The 18,080-nt window shown below is 59.1% G+C and carries 17 protein-coding genes; 9 read left to right on the top strand and 8 right to left on the bottom strand.

All coding sequences use genetic code 11. The features are described from left to right. Nucleotides 1–29 precede the first annotated feature (29 nt). The 5 genes from CENDO_RS05920 to mptB form a co-directional block, all read right to left on the bottom strand. Nucleotides 30–1,001 (bottom strand): quinone oxidoreductase family protein, encoded by a 972-nt coding sequence (locus CENDO_RS05920; RefSeq protein ID WP_136141212.1) that lies wholly within the window; start codon nt 999–1,001, stop codon nt 30–32. Nucleotides 1,002–1,080: 79 nt separating this feature from the next. Next, a complete protein-coding gene (locus tag CENDO_RS05915; protein WP_425456216.1) occupies nt 1,081–2,028 on the bottom strand; it encodes a COX15/CtaA family protein in 948 nt (315 codons plus the stop codon). Between the two features lie 291 nt (nt 2,029–2,319). Beyond that, entirely contained in the window at nt 2,320–3,108 is a 789-nt protein-coding gene (locus tag CENDO_RS05910; protein ID WP_246014180.1) for an ABC transporter permease, read from the bottom strand. A gap of 52 nt (nt 3,109–3,160) precedes the next feature. Beyond that, a complete protein-coding gene (locus tag CENDO_RS05905; RefSeq protein ID WP_136141210.1) occupies nt 3,161–4,093 on the bottom strand; it encodes an ABC transporter ATP-binding protein in 933 nt (310 codons plus the stop codon). A gap of 6 nt (nt 4,094–4,099) precedes the next feature. After that, complete coding sequence (gene mptB, locus CENDO_RS05900; RefSeq protein WP_136141209.1) at nt 4,100–5,920, bottom strand: polyprenol phosphomannose-dependent alpha 1,6 mannosyltransferase MptB; 1,821 nt, start codon at nt 5,918–5,920, stop codon at nt 4,100–4,102. Between the two features lie 297 nt (nt 5,921–6,217). Between mptB and CENDO_RS05895 the strand changes: the two genes are divergently transcribed. From CENDO_RS05895 to CENDO_RS05855, 9 genes are all read left to right on the top strand, one after another. Next, entirely contained in the window at nt 6,218–6,982 is a 765-nt protein-coding gene (locus tag CENDO_RS05895) for a helix-turn-helix transcriptional regulator (protein ID WP_136141208.1), read from the top strand. A gap of 73 nt (nt 6,983–7,055) precedes the next feature. Beyond that, the gene (gene sufB / locus CENDO_RS05890) at nt 7,056–8,513 is read left to right on the top strand and encodes a Fe-S cluster assembly protein SufB (RefSeq protein ID WP_210726515.1); all 1,458 of its coding nucleotides are present in this window, start codon (nt 7,056–7,058) and stop codon (nt 8,511–8,513) included. 5 nt (nt 8,514–8,518) lie between these two features. Beyond that, on the top strand, nt 8,519–9,682 hold the full coding sequence (sufD, locus tag CENDO_RS05885) for a Fe-S cluster assembly protein SufD (protein ID WP_136141207.1): 1,164 nt from the start codon (nt 8,519–8,521) through the stop codon (nt 9,680–9,682). Between the two features lie 35 nt (nt 9,683–9,717). Next, nucleotides 9,718–10,473 (top strand): Fe-S cluster assembly ATPase SufC, encoded by a 756-nt coding sequence (gene sufC, locus CENDO_RS05880; protein WP_136141206.1) that lies wholly within the window; start codon nt 9,718–9,720, stop codon nt 10,471–10,473. Between the two features lie 52 nt (nt 10,474–10,525). Next, nucleotides 10,526–11,770: a cysteine desulfurase gene (locus CENDO_RS05875; protein ID WP_136141205.1), complete on the top strand. Its 1,245-nt coding sequence runs from the start codon at nt 10,526–10,528 to the stop codon at nt 11,768–11,770. After that, nucleotides 11,771–12,223 (top strand): Fe-S cluster assembly sulfur transfer protein SufU, encoded by a 453-nt coding sequence (sufU, locus tag CENDO_RS05870; RefSeq protein WP_136141204.1) that lies wholly within the window; start codon nt 11,771–11,773, stop codon nt 12,221–12,223. It begins immediately after the preceding gene. Between the two features lie 3 nt (nt 12,224–12,226). Continuing rightward, nucleotides 12,227–12,688, top strand: a complete 462-nt coding sequence (locus CENDO_RS05865) for a metal-sulfur cluster assembly factor (RefSeq protein ID WP_136141203.1) — start codon at nt 12,227–12,229, stop codon at nt 12,686–12,688. A 94-nt stretch (nt 12,689–12,782) separates the two neighbouring features. Continuing rightward, entirely contained in the window at nt 12,783–14,414 is a 1,632-nt protein-coding gene (locus CENDO_RS05860; RefSeq protein WP_136141202.1) for an ABC-F family ATP-binding cassette domain-containing protein, read from the top strand. Between the two features lie 192 nt (nt 14,415–14,606). After that, nucleotides 14,607–14,873 carry a hypothetical protein gene (locus CENDO_RS05855; protein WP_246014178.1) on the top strand — a complete coding sequence of 89 codons (267 nt, stop codon included), beginning with the start codon at nt 14,607–14,609 and terminating at the stop codon, nt 14,871–14,873. A gap of 646 nt (nt 14,874–15,519) precedes the next feature. Here the strand turns inward: CENDO_RS05855 and CENDO_RS05845 are convergent. The 3 genes from CENDO_RS05845 to CENDO_RS05835 all read right to left on the bottom strand — a co-directional run bounded on the left by CENDO_RS05845 (nt 15,520) and on the right by CENDO_RS05835 (nt 18,064). Beyond that, nucleotides 15,520–16,875 carry a PFL family protein gene (locus CENDO_RS05845; protein ID WP_136141200.1) on the bottom strand — a complete coding sequence of 452 codons (1,356 nt, stop codon included), beginning with the start codon at nt 16,873–16,875 and terminating at the stop codon, nt 15,520–15,522. A 17-nt stretch (nt 16,876–16,892) separates the two neighbouring features. Next, a complete protein-coding gene (locus CENDO_RS05840; protein ID WP_136141199.1) occupies nt 16,893–17,162 on the bottom strand; it encodes an ACT domain-containing protein in 270 nt (89 codons plus the stop codon). A gap of 338 nt (nt 17,163–17,500) precedes the next feature. Further along, nucleotides 17,501–18,064, bottom strand: a complete 564-nt coding sequence (locus CENDO_RS05835) for a TetR/AcrR family transcriptional regulator (protein WP_136141198.1) — start codon at nt 18,062–18,064, stop codon at nt 17,501–17,503. Nucleotides 18,065–18,080 lie beyond the last annotated feature (16 nt).

Here is an 18,080-nt window from a genome sequence, read left to right as displayed (position 1 = left end):
TGGACTCCGCCGGCCACCGAGTTCGGGGCCTAGGCTTCCTGTTTTACCTTGAGGACGATGGAACCGGTGGTCTTACGCGACTGCAGGTCCCTGTGCGCCTCGGCCGCCTTCTCCAGTGGGTATGAGCCGGAGACTCGGAAGGTTAATTTGCCCTCCGTGACGGCCTGAACAACGGCCTGTGCGCGCATCTGGTACTCACCGGGCTCAGCGGTCCATGCTCCTATGGAGGGACGGGTGAGGAAGATGGAGCCATGTTTGTTAAGGACCTGCGGGTCAATGGGCTCGACCGGGCCGGAGGCGGCTCCAAAGAGACAGACGGTGCCACGTGGGCGGACCGCCTCCAAGGATTCCTGGAACGTATCCCTACCAACACCGTCGTAGACCACGTCCACGCCGCCGCCCCCGTTGAATCGGCGGACTTCCTCGGCGAGGCCATCGGAGTACCGGAACACCCTGTCTGCGCCGGCGCTGTAGGAAAGCTCCTCCTTTTCATCGGAGGAAACCACCGTGTAGACGGTAGCGCCGAGGGACTTAGCCATCTGGGTGGCGATGAGGCCAACGCCGCCGGCGCCGGCGGTAATCAGACAGGTGCTGGTCTCATCCAGTTCATACACGCCTTGGGTGAGGTAATGCGCCGTGATGCCTTGCAGCAGCATGGAACCGGCAATCTCGGGGGAGATATCATCCGGCACCGCAACCATGCGGTCGCGCTCCACGCACACCAGTTCCGCATACGAGCCAAAGGCGTTCTCCCAGGCGACCATGGTGCCAGGGGCGATTTCTCCCCGCGGATCCTCAATCACGCGGCCGGTGCCCTCAAATCCCGGGATAAATGGAGTGGCCGAGTGATAGGTGCCGTCACGATAGTAGGTGTCAATGTAGTTAACGCCCGCTACTAATACCTCGACCAATACTTGATCTTCGGTAGGAGTAGGGGCGTCTACTTCAGCGTACTGGAGAACTTCCGGTCCACCGGTGCTGTTAATAACAATCGCATGCATGTCCCCAGGTTATAGGTTTTTATCACCGCACGGGGAGTTTTACTGCACCGGTGGTCAACTATCCAGCGGTTTGGCGGCTCTAGCGGCCCTTGCGCAGCGCCAGCGCCGCCTGGCGGGCCTCATATTTCAGATCGCCTTGGGGAGAACCCGTGGTGGGCGAAGTGCCATCCTTGCGGTGGATGCCGTTAGCCCACAGGATAGAGGTCATGGCGGTTACCACTGAGGACATGGCAATGTGCGCCGGAATGGTCCACCGCGGCACTCCAAGGTGGAACTGAGTGACGCCAATTGCCCACTGAACGAGGATGACCACGATGAGTATCCAGCCAATCTTCTTAGCGGTCTTCACCGCGTTGTAGCGGTGCAGCAAGAAGACGGTGATTGCGGTGAATGCAAGGTAGACGTACATGCAGATCGCGTGGATGATGGCCATCATTTCGGTATCCACGTCCAGGCGGCCTTGCAGGGATGCCTCGGCGTCACCCGCGTGCGGGCCGGACCCGGTCACCATGGTGCCGGTAATCAGAACTACGGAGAGCGCCACCGCCGCGACAATCGCTAGCGAGCGAACAACGGACGGGTACATCGCAGTTAACGTGCCGTCATCATGCTGCAGAATGCGGGTATAGAGCATGCCTGCGATCCACACGAGGACCATTGAAGGCAGGAAGTGCGCGGCCACCATCCACCAGACCAATTCCATGTGGACGGAAATGCCACCAATAACGGCCTGGACCACGATGCCCGCAACGGACAGCCACGCGTAGACCTTCAGCTCCTTGCGGCGCTTTGCCTGATACACGGCTACCACGGCCGCAACGGCCGCGGCGGTGACCACGAAGGTGAGCAAGCGGTTTCCAAACTCGATGGCCTGATGGAGGACGGGCTCAGCCCCCGCCACGGGAACAAGCGAACCGGGATGGCAGTTGGGCCAGGTGACGCAGCCGAGGCCCGATCCGGTTACGCGCACGATGGAGCCCGTAACGGTGATTCCCCCCTGGCAGATCAACAGCAGCAGCGCAACCATGCGCTGTTGCGCGATTGTTGGGGAGGCCTCTTTGAAAAATGCCTTGACTCGGTTGGCAAAGCCCTCACGCTGCGTGAGTGGCGCCTTAAAGTTGGTCGATGGAGTGGTCGTAGTAGTCACGGACCTGACCTTACCTTCTTTATCAATCGAATAGTGGATGTGGATGGCTTTTACCAGCTGATATCTGGGGTTAATGGCGAAGCTCACATAACGCATCGAGGAGTGAATTACTTAAGCTGTTGCCGTAACGTAGGCTTTTGCGCGCCACCGGGTTTCATACGGTTGGCTTGCTTAGCCCTCGAAGCGGAAGCATTTCATGGCAGTAAATGAGGCAATGGCGAGCCAGCCAACTAAGACGAGGAATTCATATACCGGCACTACTCCCGCGAAGGCCTCGGCTATACCGGCGGCCACGGCGACGGTAGGAATAAGCGTGAATAACCCGTTATCGCCCAGGCCCTGGGAGTACATCACCCACCCCACGATGCCTAGCATGATGAACCAAAGCAGGTTAGCTAGCGCCAGGACCAGCTCGGGGGACTGGCTGCCGCCGAGAGATAGGCCCATCGCCGTAAACGCCCCAACGCCAATGAGCAGAACGGCAAGGCCCACGATGATGCCGGTAATCCCAGTTCGGAATCCAAGTGCGTATGCCGTAAAGCCCAGCAGGACTATTTGCAGGAGGGATAAGGCGATAACCGCAATTATTTTGCCGGAGACGATGGTACTGCGCGATACGCCTGAAGCACCGGTGCGCTTGAGGGCGCCGTACCGGCGGTCGAAAGCCACCGCGATGGCCTGGCCGGTAAAACCGGCGGAGGTTGCGGCTACGGCTAGGACCATGGGGAAAATCAAATCGATGCCTTGGCCACCAGGCAGGAAATCAATCACGGCGCCGGCGATGAGTAGGCCGATAGGGATTATCACACTGAGCAGTTGCTGCTCACCGTGGCGCAACAGAAGCTTGGTTTCAATCAGACCCTGCGCTTTGACCATGGCGAGCCGGCTTGCGCGTTGCGGGGCGGGGGCAAACGTTCCAGGTGGGAAAGCGGTGGGGGCAGCAGTGGGTGATGAAGTCATTGGTCTTCTAACTGGTGTGGTTACGTTTTCTTAGGCGGGCAGTTCTTCTGGCCTAGCTTCGCAATTGGCGGCCGGTGATATCCAAAAAGACATCCTCTAGCGTCCGCTGGGCGGTATCAATGCGGTGGGCAAGCACGCCTTGCTCGGCGAGGGCGGCGGCGAACGAGGCTATGAGCTCGGGCGTTGCAGGAGCCTGAACGCGGTAGTGCAGCGGGCGTATGGCCCTTGCGTCGCAACCGGTGGCGGTTTTGAAACGTTCCGTGTCGAGCTCGGTGGTGGTCCTTAGCGTGATTGAACCTTCCTGGCTTGCGGCCGTGAGTTCGGCCGGAGTGCCCGCGGCAACTTGGGTCCCATGATCGATGATGATTACTTTGTCGGCTAGCGCTTCGGCCTCGTCCATCAAATGCGTGGTTAAAACGACGGACGTACCGTCGCGTTTGAGACTGCGGATGAGCTCCCAGACCATCAGGCGGGACTGGGCATCCATGCCGGCCGTTGGTTCGTCGAGGAAGACCAATTCGGGGCGGCCGATGAGCGCCAGTGCTAAGGACAGCCGCTGCTGTTGGCCGCCGGATAAGCGGCGATACGTGTTCTTCTCTACGCCGCGCAGGCCCAAAATATCCAACAACCATTCGGGATCGTGAGGATTAGTGTGGTAGCTAGCGGCCAATTTGAGCATCTCGCGGACTTTGATGCCGGAGTAACCTCCGCCGCCTTGCAGCATGATGCCGATTCGTGCGCGCACGGCGTCAGGATCTTGGGCGGGGTTGAGTCCTAATACCCTTAGCTGCCCCGAGGATGGGGGAATAAAACCTTCGCACATCTCAATGGTGGTGGTTTTACCCGCCCCATTTGGCCCGAGCAGGCAGACAAGTTCGCCCCGCTGGACCGTTACGGAAAGATCGTTGACGGCCAGCTTGGGGCCATACGATTTTGTCACATGGGACAGTTCCAGCGCGGGCGATCCATCGAAAGTTGTATTCACGGTTGCCTAGTTTAGGATACGGGCGCCGGAACGGCGTAGTAGAACCCACCAAATCGCGGCTACTATTGCAAACGTCAAGGCCGCGGCCGCGTAAATGGTAAAAATAGTGCCCGGTGGAAGGCCTAGACCGCGGGGGAGGACAACGAAGCTCATCACTGTGGAGTAGGCAACTACCGTGAGGCGGAATATAAGGCGGTTTGCCCATGCGGACAGAGGCAGTACCGCCCATAGGAGATACCACGGGTGAACCACGGGGAAAAAGATAACCAAAACCAACGTGGACACGCCCAGTCCGCCCACCGGGTGGATGGTTCCTTTGAAGGTGGCGAAGAGCATGCGGACCATGAATGCGGCGGCCACTAGTACTCCCGCGGCGCGGGTGATCGTCAACATCGACTCGGTATGATCGCCCAAGCCCAACAGCATGCCCAGGAATCCCGCGAACACCCCAGAATCGGTGGAAAGCGATAGCCAAGAGCGTATGGTGGCGGCTCCGCCCTGGCTGGTGATCCAGCCCAAGCCGATCCCGGTCAGCAACGTTATAGCAATGACGCTTCCAATAAGGAGCAACGCCTGACCCGCGGCGGCGTACAAAATAGCCTTCCACGCGGCGAGCTTGCGTTTGTCATGCAGAAAACGGGCTAGGGCCATGCCAATAAATCCAAGGCCAATGAAGCCGGTGACCTTGACCATGCCGGCTGCGGAGATGAGAGCTCCGGAGGCTACCACAAGCATCCAGGCGCGGAACCCGGGGCGTTGGTCCATCCAATCCAGGCCCCGCAACCCCAGCTCCATGCCAGCTAGGGCAAAACCCAGCAGGATGGATTCATTGTGGATGCCACCGATCAAGTGCAGTATCGCCAAGGGGTTGAGAACGCCCAACCACAACGCGGATTCCGGGGAAACGTTGCAGCGCCGCGCCAGACGGGTAATCGCCCAGCCGGCCGCCGCCATTCCCAGCACGGACAGGATGCGGTGTGACAGCACACCTAGAAGGATGGAGTCTGAGGTCAACCGGCTAATCCCAGCGGCTAGGCCCAGAGCGACCGGGCCGTAAGGGGAGGGGGAGTTAGCCCAGATGAAGGGCACGGAGCGCGCCAGGATATCATCGCTTCCCAGCAGCTCTACCGGCCCCGCGCTGTAGGGGTCCATGCCCTGGGCAACGCTGGAGCCTTGGGCAAGATAACTGTAGATGTCTTGGGTAAAAAGCGGTGCGGTGACAATGAGGGGGATGATCCAGCAGGCGTAGGTTCGCCACAGCTGCGCCACGGAGACTAGACGGGGAGTCGCCGCGACGCGCGTGGGTCGCGCGGCGGGTACTGGTTCCTCGGGGGAGCCGCCTTTGGTGCGGCGGGCCTTCGCGGATCCGTGCTTACTCCTGATCTCCAGGTTTGTCACCGCATTAAACTGCTCACCGCGTAGCGGCGTGCCGACATACGGAGCTAGGAGGACCCAAGCCAGGGCCAACAAACCAACCCCGGTAAAGACCAACGCCGAGGATGATTGCAGCATCCGGGACATCAGTGACCCTAGCGGCACATTGTCGTAGGGGTTGGTCACCACCGGCAGCGCGCCGGCGCCTAGGGCACCCACGGCGATGAGAAGGGATCCTACGGTCCCCATCCAGCGCAGGATGAAGAATGTGCGCAGCTGGCTTATCGTTACCCGGGCACGGCCTTGGTTGGGCAACGCCGTGTCGTAGCGTATGTCCCCTTGGCCATCGTGTGCTGGCTCGGCGTGAAGCAGGCTAGAACGCGAACCGGCAGTGCCTACTGAGGGCAGCTCGGTGACCAGCCCGTCGAGTAGACCTGACAATGTTCGTTTCATGCTTAAACACTCTAGTCTGGCCTAGATCGCGATGGACAATTAGAGATCCGTGATTCTCCCGAGGCTGCGGCAAAGGAAGCGGGGGAAGGGTGTCGCCGGGGATTTTTATAAGTTCCATGGCCTTGGCGCCACGCCGATAACCTGCGTTGGTGGCATTTTGGAATCAATTAGGGAACACTAGTGTTGTCTAAAGGTGAGGGGCGCCGTTCACGGTGCCGTCACTCAATACAGACAAGGTTTAGCGCAAGCCGGATGGTGGTCCATTCGGTCCTAGGATCTTAAGGAAAGGAGGCAAGCATGACTGCAGCACGGCGCCCCAAGGCTCGAACCGCGCCGGCCCGTACGGCCTCGGCGGAACTCGGCGCGAAGCCGGGTCCTAAAGAGTCCCGTAGTACCGAGGGGGATACCCGCCGTCAGGTGATGCTTCTCTTGCTTAAGGAGGGGCCGATTACCGCGTCGTATTTAGGCAAGCGCTTGGGGCTGTCCGCAGCGGGCGTACGCCGGCACCTAGACATTTTGGTGGAGGAGGGGCTTACTGAGGTTGTCAATCGCCGCCCGGTCGCCAGGAATGGTGAGCATGCAACCCGTGGCCGCCCCGCAAAGCACTTCCGCTTGACCGATGCCGGGCGCGCGCAGTTCGGGCACGCCTATGACGCCCTCGCGTCCGACGCCCTCTCTGCACTTCGTGAGGTGGGCGGTTCCGAGGCGGTCAAGGCGTTTGCCATCGCGCGAATGGAAAGGCTCGTCGATGATATTCGTCCTTCCATCAGGGAGGATGAATCCGTGGTGGAGGTCGCGCGTAGACTAGCCGAGGCGCTTGATGCCCATGGGTTCGCGGCCACGGTGGATAGGGCCGGAAACGGGGTTCAAATCTGCCAGCACCACTGCCCGGTGGCGCATGTGGCGGCTGAGCATCCCGAACTGTGCGAGGCGGAACAGGAAGTCATCTCTTCAGTGCTAGGTACCCACGTTCAGCCACTGGCAACCATTGTCAACGGCCATGGAATCTGTACCACCAATATCCCTTTGACACCGATAAACACTAGGCGAAATGCAAGTTAGGTCCACGGGTTAAGCCCCGTGGTTTACAACGCGCACACAATAAATTTAAGACTTAAGAGGAAAGGAGCGGGTCATGACCCAGGCAAATACTGCGCCATCTAATGCAGTAGCCCCAGGCGAGAAGATGACGGATGATGAAATCATCGAATCCATGGGCGCTTACGCTTACGGCTGGCACGACTCAGACGTGGCCGGTGCTGCGGCACGCCGCGGTTTGAACGAGGACGTTGTACGCGATATTTCCCGCATGAAAAACGAGCCGGAGTGGATGCTGAACTTCCGCCTGAAGGCTCTGGGCATGTTTGAGAAGAAGCCGGTTCCTACCTGGGGCCCGGATCTTTCTCACATCGATTATGACTCCATCAAGTACTACGTCCGCTCCACGGAGAAGCAGGCGCAGTCCTGGGATGATCTTCCAGAAGATATTAAGCAGACCTATGACAAGCTCGGCATCCCGGACGCTGAGAAGCAGCGCCTGGTCGCGGGTGTGGCCGCGCAGTACGAGTCAGAGGTTGTTTACCACCAGATCCGCGAGGACCTGGAGCAGCAGGGCGTAATCTTCGTTGACACCGATACCGGCTTGCGCGAGCACGAAGAGCTATTCAAGGAGTACTTCGGTTCCGTCATCCCATCGGGTGACAACAAGTACTCCGCGCTTAACTCCGCTGTGTGGTCCGGCGGCTCTTTCATCTACGTTCCTAAGGGCGTGCATGTCGAGATTCCTCTGCAGGCATACTTCCGCATGAACACGGAGAACATGGGGCAGTTTGAGCGCACCCTCATCATCGTCGATGAGGACGCTTACGTTCACTACGTCGAAGGCTGCACCGCTCCGATTTACCAGTCTGATTCCCTCCACGCGGCCATCGTCGAAATCATCGTGAAGAAGGGCGCGCGCTGCCGCTACACCACGATTCAGAACTGGTCTACCAACGTCTACAACCTCGTGACCCAGCGAGCCAAGGTTGAAGAGGGCGGAACCATGGAATGGGTCGATGGCAACATTGGTTCCAAGGTAAATATGAAGTACCCGGGCTGCTGGCTCACCGGCCCGCACGCGCGTGGTTCCGTACTCTCTGCGGCGTTTTCCGGCGAAGGCCAGGTGCAGGACACCGGCGCAAAGATGGTGCACATGGCGCCGCACACCTCCTCGACCATCGTGTCTAAGTCCGTTTCCCGCAACGGCGGGCGTTCGGCTTACCGAGGACTGGTTGAGGTGCATCCGCAGGCGCACAACTCCACCGCCCAGGTCGAGTGCGATGCGCTATTGGTGGATGACATCTCCCGCACGGATACCTACCCGTACAACGATATCCGCACCGAGCATGTGACACTGGGCCACGAGGCTACGGTGTCCAAGGTTTCAGAGGAGCAATTGTTCTACCTCATGAGCCGCGGCATCGAGGAAGAAGAAGCGATGGCGATGATCGTCCGCGGCTTCATCGAGCCAATCGCGAAGGAGCTGCCGATGGAGTACGCCCTTGAATTGAACCGTCTCATTGAGCTGCAAATGGAAGGATCGGTGGGCTAGACCCAATGGTTAACGCGAATGAATTCGCCCCAAAGGCTGGCCACCAGGCTACTAAGGGTGACCAATTCACCTCATTTAACGTCGAGGACTTTGACATCCCCCGTGGCCGTGACGAGGTGTGGCGCTTTGTCTCGCTGCGCGAACTGCGCGGTCTGCACAACGGCACGTTCGCCGAGGTCGTCAGCCAGAAGGTGGCCGTAGAGGCGCCGGCTGGTGTGCGGGCCGAGACCGTGTCCCCCGATGACGAGCGCCTAGGCAAGGTGGGCGCGCCCTCTGACCGCGTTGGTGCGCAGGCGTGGACGTCCATGCCCGACGCGCAGGTCGTCACCGTTGACGCTGATACAGTCCTGGACCAGCCAATCAATATCACTATCGAGGGATCCGGCGAGGGCGTCACCTCCTTCGGCGCTACCTCTATCCAGGTCGGCCACCACGCCCAGGCAACCATCGTGCTCAAGTATGTTGGCACCGGTACCCACGCGGACAATGTGGAATTCAACATCGGTGAGGGCGCAAACGTCACTGTGATTGTCGACGCCGATTGGGATAACGGTGCGGTGCACCTGTCGAACCAGATGATCGCCATGGGCCGCGATGCGGTGCTGCGCCATTCCGTTGCCACCTTCGGCGGAGACGTAGTGCGTATCGTTCCCCGCGTGGTCTTCTCTGAGCCTGGTGCGGATGCCGAGCTGCTCGGCGTCTACTTTGCGGACCAGGGCCAGTACTTTGAAAACCGCCTGTTGGTGGATCACAAGGTTGCAAATTGCCGCTCCCGCGTCCTGTACAAGGGCGCCGTACAGGGCACCCCAAAGAGCGTGGCCCGTACTTGTTGGGTAGGCGACGTATTGATCCGCGCCAACGCGCACAACACCGATACGTACGAAACGAACGCCAACCTGATCCTGACTGAGGGCGGCCGCGCCGACGCCATCCCTAACCTCGAGATCGAGACGGGCCAAATCGCCGGTGCAGGCCACGCAGCTACCGTTGGACGCTTCGATGATGAGCAGCTGTTCTACCTCATGGCCCGCGGCATCCCCGAGTCTGAGGCACGCCGCCTTATCATTCACGGCTTCTTCTCTGAGGTCATCTCCCGCATCCCGGTTGAGTCCCTCCGTGAAGAGCTAGAGTCCCGCGTGACCGACGAGCTCTCCAAGATCAACGCCTAACCCTCCCGAAGCACAAGAAAGACTTGCACAACATTATGTCTACCCTGGAAATTAAGAACCTCCACGCGCAGGTGCTCCCTACCGAGGAGGGCGCTGAGCCTAAGGAAATCCTCAAGGGCGTCAACCTGACCATCAAGTCCGGTGAGACCCACGCCATCATGGGCCCTAACGGCTCCGGAAAGTCCACGCTTTCCTACGCGATCGCGGGCCATCCCCGCTACGAGATCACTGAGGGAGAGATCCTTCTCGATGGGGAGGACGTCCTCGAGATGTCCGTTGACGAGCGCGCACGCGCCGGCCTCTTCCTGGCGATGCAGTACCCAACTGAGATCGCCGGCGTAAAGGTGTCCCAGTTCATGCGCTCCGCTGTTACCGCTGTCCGCGGTGAGGCGCCTAAGCTGCGCGAGTGGAACAAGGAACTCTCCGCCGCCCGCGACGCGCTGAAGATCGACAAGTCCTTCATCGCCCGTTCCGTCAATGAGGGTTTCTCTGGAGGCGAGAAGAAGCGCCACGAGGTCATGCAGCTTGACCTTATCAAGCCAAAGTTTGCCATCATGGATGAGACTGACTCCGGCCTCGACGTCGACGCCCTGCGCGTGGTATCCGAGGGGATCAACCGTTACCAGGAGGAAACCGGTGGCGGAATCCTGATGATTACCCACTACAAGCGCATCCTGAACTACGTCATTCCTGACTACGTTCACGTGTTCGCCGGCGGTCAGATCGTTGAAACCGGTGGGGCCGAGTTGGCCGATCAGCTCGAGGCCGAGGGCTACGATAAGTACCTCTAAGCCGTATAGGCCCTTTAAATTTCTGCACACAGCGAAGCTATAAGAAGGACTCATGTCTACTTTCGATGTCCAGGCTGTTAGGGAACATTTCCCTATCCTGTCGCGCACCGTGCGCGGCGGAAAGCCACTGGTCTACCTAGATTCTGGTGCTACGTCACAGCGGCCGGAGGAAGTGTTCAACGCGGAGCGTGACTTCGTTATGAACACGTTTGCCCCGGTCCACAGGGGCGCGTATCAGATGGCAGAGGAAGCGACGGACGCTTATGAGGACGCCCGCGCCGCGATCGCTCGATTCGTCGGCGCGGATGATGCAGAAATTGCCTTCACCAAGAACGCCACCGAGGCACTCAATGAGGTTGCCTACGCCTTGGGCGACCCTCGAAGCGGTGACTTGCAAGTCACCGCAGGTGACACGATTGTCATCACTGAGCTCGAACACCACGCGAACCTTGTTCCGTGGCAGGAGCTAGCGCAGCGCACCGGCGCAACGCTCAAGTGGTATAAGTCCACCGCGGATGGCCGCATTGATATGGACTCCTTGGAGCTCGATGACTCGGTCAAGGTGGTGGCCTTCACGCACCAGTCCAACGTGACCGGAGCGGTTGCTGACGTGGATGAGATGGTGCGCAGGGCCAGGGCGGTGGGGGCCATGGTGGTGCTGGACGCGTGCCAGTCCGTTCCTCACATGCCCGTCGATTTCCACGCCTTGGACGTTGATTTCGCGGCTTTTTCGGGCCATAAAATGTGCGGTCCATCCGGCGTTGGCGTCTTCTATGCCAAGGCCGAACATATGGCCAAGCTTCCGCCATTTTTGACCGGTGGTTCCATGATTGAGGTGGTCACCATGGAAAAGACCACCTACGCCGCCCCTCCGCAACGATTTGAGGCGGGCACGCAGATGACCAGCCAGGTGGTTGGCCTTGGCGCGGCCGTTAAGTTTCTCGAGGGCCTGGGAATGGAGAACGTCCACGCCCATGAGCAGGAGCTAGTCGCTTACGGGCTTGCGGAGATCCAGAAGATTCCGGGCGTGACCGTGTATGGGCCGCGGGACACTACTGCCCGCGGTGGCGTGATTGCCTTTTCCGTAGACGGAGTTCACCCGCATGACTTGGGCCAGGTACTCGATGATCATGGAGTGTGTATCCGCGTGGGCCACCATTGCGCATGGCCCGCGCACCGCGCCTTGGGCGCGCAATCAACGGCTCGCGCCAGCTTCTACCTGTATAACACTAAGGATGAAGTAGATGCTTTCATCGCGGCCATTAAGGCCGCGCGCGATTTCTTTGGAGTGAGCTAAATGAATCTGGATTCTATGTACCAGGAAGTCATCCTGGACCACTATAAAAACCCGCAGTACGCGGGTCTTCGCGAGCCGTATCAGGCCGAGGTGCACCATGTTAACCCGTCCTGCGGCGATGAGCTCACCCTGCGCGTGCAGTTGTCGCCTGACGGTTTAACCGTGGAAGACGTCTCATACGATGCTGAGGGATGCTCCATTTCTCAGGCATCCACCTCCGTGATGGCCGAGGAAATCATCGGCAAATCATTGGAGGAGGCGAACGTTAAACTCGCGGAGTTTGACAAGATGATTACCTCGCGCGGGACCGAGGAAGGCGACGCAGACGTAATTGGTGACGGTATAGCCTTCGCCGGTGTTTCCAAATACCCAGCCCGTGTTAAATGTGCGCTGCTAGGGTGGAAGGCCTTCCAGGCCGCCGCCGCCGACGCTCTCAACGAATTGGAGAAATAAATCATGAGTGAGACTCCAGAAAACAACACACCTGAAGAGACCGCCGCGAATACCCCCGCGGAGAACGTGGCGGAGAATCAATCCTTTGTGCCGGGCGAGGAACCAGAGGTTGCTGAACGTCCGGAGCAGACTCCGGAGATGCAGGCCAAGGCCTTTGACATCGCCGAGTACATGCGCGATGTGATTGACCCCGAGCTGGGAATCAACGTGGTTGACCTAGGGTTGGTTTATGACATCTGGCTCGAGGAGAAGGAGGGCAAATCTATCGCTAATGTGAATATGACCCTGACTTCGCCGGCCTGCCCATTGACGGATGTCATCGAGGCCCAGGTGGATACCGCGGTGGTGGGCAACAAGCTCGTTGATGAGTGCCTCATCAATTGGGTATGGATGCCGCCTTGGGGCCCTCACATGATTACCGAGGAAGGCCGTGAGCAGCTTCAGGCCCTCGGCTTCTCCGTATAGCCAGCGGGGATCCAATACTTAGCGTCTAGCCGGGAGTTTATCCTAGCTAGACGCTATTTTCATACCGTGTGCAGGGTTGTTAGACTGGCTCCTTGTGATTGTTACCAATGACTTTGAAGTGCGCGTAGGCGCACGCACGTTGCTTGACGCCCCAGGCCAGCACCTGCGGGTGCAGCCGGGTGACCGCATTGGTCTTGTGGGTCGCAACGGCGCAGGCAAGACCACTACCATGCGTATCTTGGCGGGGGAGACCCAGCCATACGGTGGCTCGGTAACAAGTACTGGCCCTATCGGTTACCTTCCCCAGGATTCGCGCGAGGGGAACATCGAACAAACTGCTCGCGAACGCGTGTTGTCCGCCCGTGGCCTTGATGAGATCAAAAAGTCGATGGTCAAGCAGCAGAAAATCATGGAGGAAACCCTCGATGATAACAAGCGCGACAAGGCCATTGCGAAGTTTTCTCGCCTTGAGGAGCGTTTCGAGGCGCTTGGCGGCTACGAAGCCGACGCGGAATGCGCCCAGATTTGCGATAACCTCGGTCTCCCGCAGCGCGTGCTGGACCAGCAGCTGAAAACACTCTCCGGCGGTCAGCGCAGAAGGGTGGAGCTGGCGCAGATTCTCTTTGCGGCCTCGGAAGGCTCCGGCAAGTCCCGCACCACGTTGCTGCTCGACGAGCCGACGAACCACCTAGATGCGGACTCTATTGGATGGCTGCGCAGCTTCCTGGCGAAGCATGAGGGCGGCCTCATCCTTATCTCCCACGATGTAGAGCTGCTGGAAGACGTCTGCAACAAGATATGGTTCCTAGACGCCGTGCGGGCCGAGGCTGATATTTATAACATGGGATTCAAGAAATATCTGGATGCCCGCGCGACGGACGAAGCCCGCCGCCGCCGCGAGCGTGCGAATGCCGAAAAGAAGGCGTCGGCATTGCAAAAGCAGGCCGCCAAATTGGGCGCCAAAGCCACCAAGGCTGCGGCGGCGAAACAAATGCTTGCGCGTGCGGACCGCATGATGAACGAGCTCGATGAGGTGCGAGTGGCGGATAAGGTAGCGAACATTCGGTTCCCTGAACCGATGCCGTGCGGTAAGACACCAATGTTCGCCAAGGGGCTGACCAAGATGTACGGCTCTTTGGAGGTCTTCGCGGGCGTGGACTTAGCCATCGATAAAGGATCGCGCGTGGTGGTGCTTGGCTACAACGGTGCCGGCAAGACCACCCTGCTCAAGCTGCTTGCCGGCGTCGAACGCACGGATGGCGAGGGTGGCATCGTGGAAGGGCATGGCCTACGCGTGGGCTATTTCGCCCAGGAACATGACAACATCGATCCGGACAAGACCGTGTGGGAAAACACGATTGACGCGTGCCCAGAGGCGGGCCAGCAGGATTTGCGTGGTTTGTTAGGCGCCTTCATGTTTTCGGGCGACAAACTTGAACAACCAGCGGGCACGCTGTCCGGCGGTGAGAAGACGCGCTTGTCCTTGGCGACGCTGGTGTCCTCCCGCGCTAATGTTTTGTTGCTAGACGAGCCGACCAACAACTTGGATCCCGTCTCCCGCGAACAAGTGCTTGACGCTCTGCGCACGTACACCGGCGCGGTGGTTCTAGTAACTCACGATCCAGGTGCCGTTCGGGCCCTTGAGCCGGAGCGGGTCATTATTATGCCTGATGGCGATGAGGACCTGTGGAACGACGAATACATGGAGATCGTGGAGCTGGCCTAGCGCTACTTGCTTAGCCCGGCCGGGCAGGGGTAGTCAGCGCATAGGTTGCCCCGGCATACCTATAGCCGGTCAGTGACTCAGGGCGTACGGGCCGCGCGCTTACTATTCGCGCTCGAAATCCGCGGTTTACGCGGCAACACTATTTACTAGTCCAACTAGCACAAGTCCGTTGAGAGCGTGTAAGCTTAGGGCATGAAAGCAATCGCGAAACTAAGTAAATTCCTCGGGGAAAACGGCAAACAGGCCACTCAGAAGTGGAACGGCCTGGACGGTAAGGTCAAGGGGATCCTTGGTGCCCTAGTCGCCGTCGATACCGCAATGAAGGGCCTCGCCCTAGCCACGCTGGCCAAGACGCCACGCAGCAAGGTGCGTGGCCCTAAGCTTCTGTGGAGCATGGTCATCCCGGCCCTCAACACCTTCGGGTGGGCGGCCTTCTATCTATTTGGCCGCAAACGTTAAATAGCGGCGTTAAAGAGTCGTGTTTCCTAACCTTCAGGGCACGGGACTCGCTTTTACTTGGCACGGTACAGGGATAAGACCGCGTCCATCTGTGAGGGGTGGGTAAGGCGTAGAACCGGAGGGTTCAACGGTGAGGATGGGGCGGTCTCTAATTCCAAAGCCTCGTCATGACGGCTTCTGACGGTTTTGAGCCACCAATAGATGATGCTGTCACGGCTAAAAAGCCTCGCCAATGATTCCCTGTTGCCGTTACAACACGGCTCTCGCCTTATTATCCGCGTAATGGTCCTCCTGAACAGCCTAGCCAGCGTGGTGCGGGGAGGATAGTCCAAATAGATAACGAGCTGGGCTCGATGGAAGACGATATCTTCAGCGGAAGACCAAGGGCGAGTCATCACCCAAGAGTCCGCCTGAATGGCCTCGGACGCGAGTTGCCGCTGCTCCCAGGATGGGCGGTGGGTCCATGGTTTTACAGACGCCGGTTCCCAGCCGATCTCATCGAAATCGATCGCGCGGGTCTCCCGGCCCGTGAATCGCGTGAGAACGGCGGCCAATCGCGTTGCCGCCGTCGACTTGCCCGCCCCGGTGACTCCGCCAATGACGATGCGCCGCGCGGAGGCAATATCATCCCATAGGGCCCGCGGCATTAGTTGCGGAAACCGTGGACGGGAGCCGGGATAAAGCCTCCGCGATGGATGAACGCTGAATTACCCACGGTGTTGACCGGGATGATTGGAGCGTAGCCCAGCAGACCGCCGAAGTTCACCTCATCGCCCACCTCGGCGCCAGGCACCGGGATCACGCGGACCGCAGTGGTCTTATGGTTCATGACGCCAATAGCGGCCTCATCGGCGATCATTCCGGCGATGGTTTCCGCAGAGGTGTCGCCGGGAAGGGCGATCATGTCAAAGCCCACGGAACAGATGGAAGTCATCGCCTCGAGCTTGTCCATGGAAATTGTTCCCGCACGCACCGCGTCGATCATGCCCTTGTCCTCAGACACTGGGATGAATGAACCGGACAGGCCGCCCACGCGGGAGCAGGCCATCATGCCGCCCTTCTTCACCGCGTCGTTGAGCAGGGCTAGTGCAGCAGTAGTTCCGTGGGTACCAACCTGGTCAAGGCCCATATGCTCCAGGATATGGGCTACCGAATCGCCCATCTCGGCGGTTGGGGCGAGGGAAAGGTCCACAATTCCGAATGGGACACCGAGGCGCTGCGAGGCCATGTTACCTACCAGCTGTCCGGCACGAGTGATCTTGAAAGCGGCCTTCTTGATTTCTTCCGCAACCTGATCCAAAGTGGCGCCTTTCAGGTTGCCCAGCGCCCGGTCCACAACGCCAGGTCCGGATACGCCTACGGAGACAACGCAGTCCGGTTCCTCGATGCCATGAAACGCGCCGGCCATGAATGGGTTGTCACCCACGGAGTTGGCGAACACGACGAGCTTCGCACAGGCGATAGCGGAGTTGTCCTTAGTTAATTCCGCGGCTTCCTTGATAACCTCACCCATCTTGCGTGCGGCATTCATGTTGATGCCAGCCCGGGATGTGGCAATGTTGACCGAACCGCAGACCACGTCGGTGGTGGCGAGGGCTTCAGGGATGGAGGCGATGAGCTTCTTTTCAGCGGTGGTGGCGCCTTTTTCCACCAGTGCGGAGTAGCCTCCGACAAAATTGACGCCTACTTCCTTCGCGGCCTTGTCCAAGGCTTTGGCGGCATCCACGGGGGAGCCTTCAACGCCGGCGACGACCAGGGAGATTGGGGTTACGGAGATGCGCTTGTTGACAATTGGGATGCCCAGTTCGGCCTCGATGCCTTCGCACACCTCGACTAGGCGCGCCGCCTGGGTGGTCACGCGGTCATAAATAGCCTGGCAGGTCTCGGCCATGGATGTCCGGGTGCAACCTAAGAGGGAGATTCCCATAGTCACAGTGCGGATATCGAGGCGGTACTTGTCAATCATCTCGATCGTATCGAGAATGCTCTCAGTTTTAAACATGCACGAATCCCCGCTTCCTAAATCTCGTGCATCGCCGAGAACAGGGCCTCAGACTGGATGCGGATAACCTGCTTAGTCTCTTCCGCGACCGGGTTGAGCTGCTGCTGAATCTGGGCTACGGAAAGATTTTCCTCGTCGAATTCCACGCGCAGGATCATCGTGAAATACCCAGACATCAGGGTTTGAGACACGTCAACGACGTTGATGTTAAGCTCGGCGAGTTTGGTGGTAACGGCGGCGATGATGCCGGTGCTGTCAGCACCGGTCACGGTCATGATGGCATACATAGCTGTTCATACTATCCCCACCGCGAGTGAGGCACAGGCATTGGCCACACTTTTATACTCGTGAAGAAAAATACACTCGAAACTGGCATCCGATTTATCGAAAAATTTCAGCAACGATATCGTGGGGAGAGACGCCAGCGGCGATACCGCCCGGATGTCCGGGTTACCCGGACAGTGGATATCCGCGCTTGAATTTTCCCGCCCAACAGGCCTTTTGCCGCGACCCCTTGGTTAAGGTTGCAAGCTTATCCCCACCACCTTGCCCATTCGCCATGAATCAGGTTGCTCGCCGGTCGATGCCCGCCCTACTTGGGATAGCCTCCGTGGGGGTTGAAAGGCTAGCTGCGTGAGGTGCGAATTGAGCGCTCCACAATATCAAGAACTTGCTCTAGGTTCTCTGTTTCCCCGCGAGCCAAGCGGGCGATAAACCCATCCAAAAAGGTCAAGAGGTAGTCAACCAAGGCATTGAGTTCGCCCGCGGGTAGGGTTCCCAGATCCGAGTTGGTTACCAGCCTGGTGCGGATTGCCTCCGCGAGAATGGAATGCTGGTTGCGCCAACGCTCCCTAAAATTCGGGTCGGTGCGGATTAGAGACGCGATTTCCAAGCGCGTCGCGAGCCAGTCGTGGCGTTCCGGGTGGTGAAGCATTTCTCGCATGACCTCGACCAAACCATTGGAAGCAACGAGCTCAGCTTGGCGCGCCGTGTCTTCGCGCGCGAGAGCCAGGAAGAGCGATTCCTTGTCGCCGAAATGGTGGAAGATAGCCCCGCGGGATTTCCCAGTCGCCTCTTCGAGTAGGCGAACGGTGGCACCCTCATATCCGTGTTCGCTAAAGCAACGCCGGGCTCCCGCAAGGATTTCGGCGCGTCGGCGGAGGAGTTCTACTTTGCTAATCAGCGGCACGGGCACTCTTTTCAAA

The organism is Corynebacterium endometrii (assembly GCF_004795735.1).
Classification (GTDB): domain Bacteria; phylum Actinomycetota; class Actinomycetes; order Mycobacteriales; family Mycobacteriaceae; genus Corynebacterium; species Corynebacterium endometrii.
Note: the sequence above shows the minus strand (reverse complement) of the source record. Positions and strands in the feature narration are given on the sequence as shown.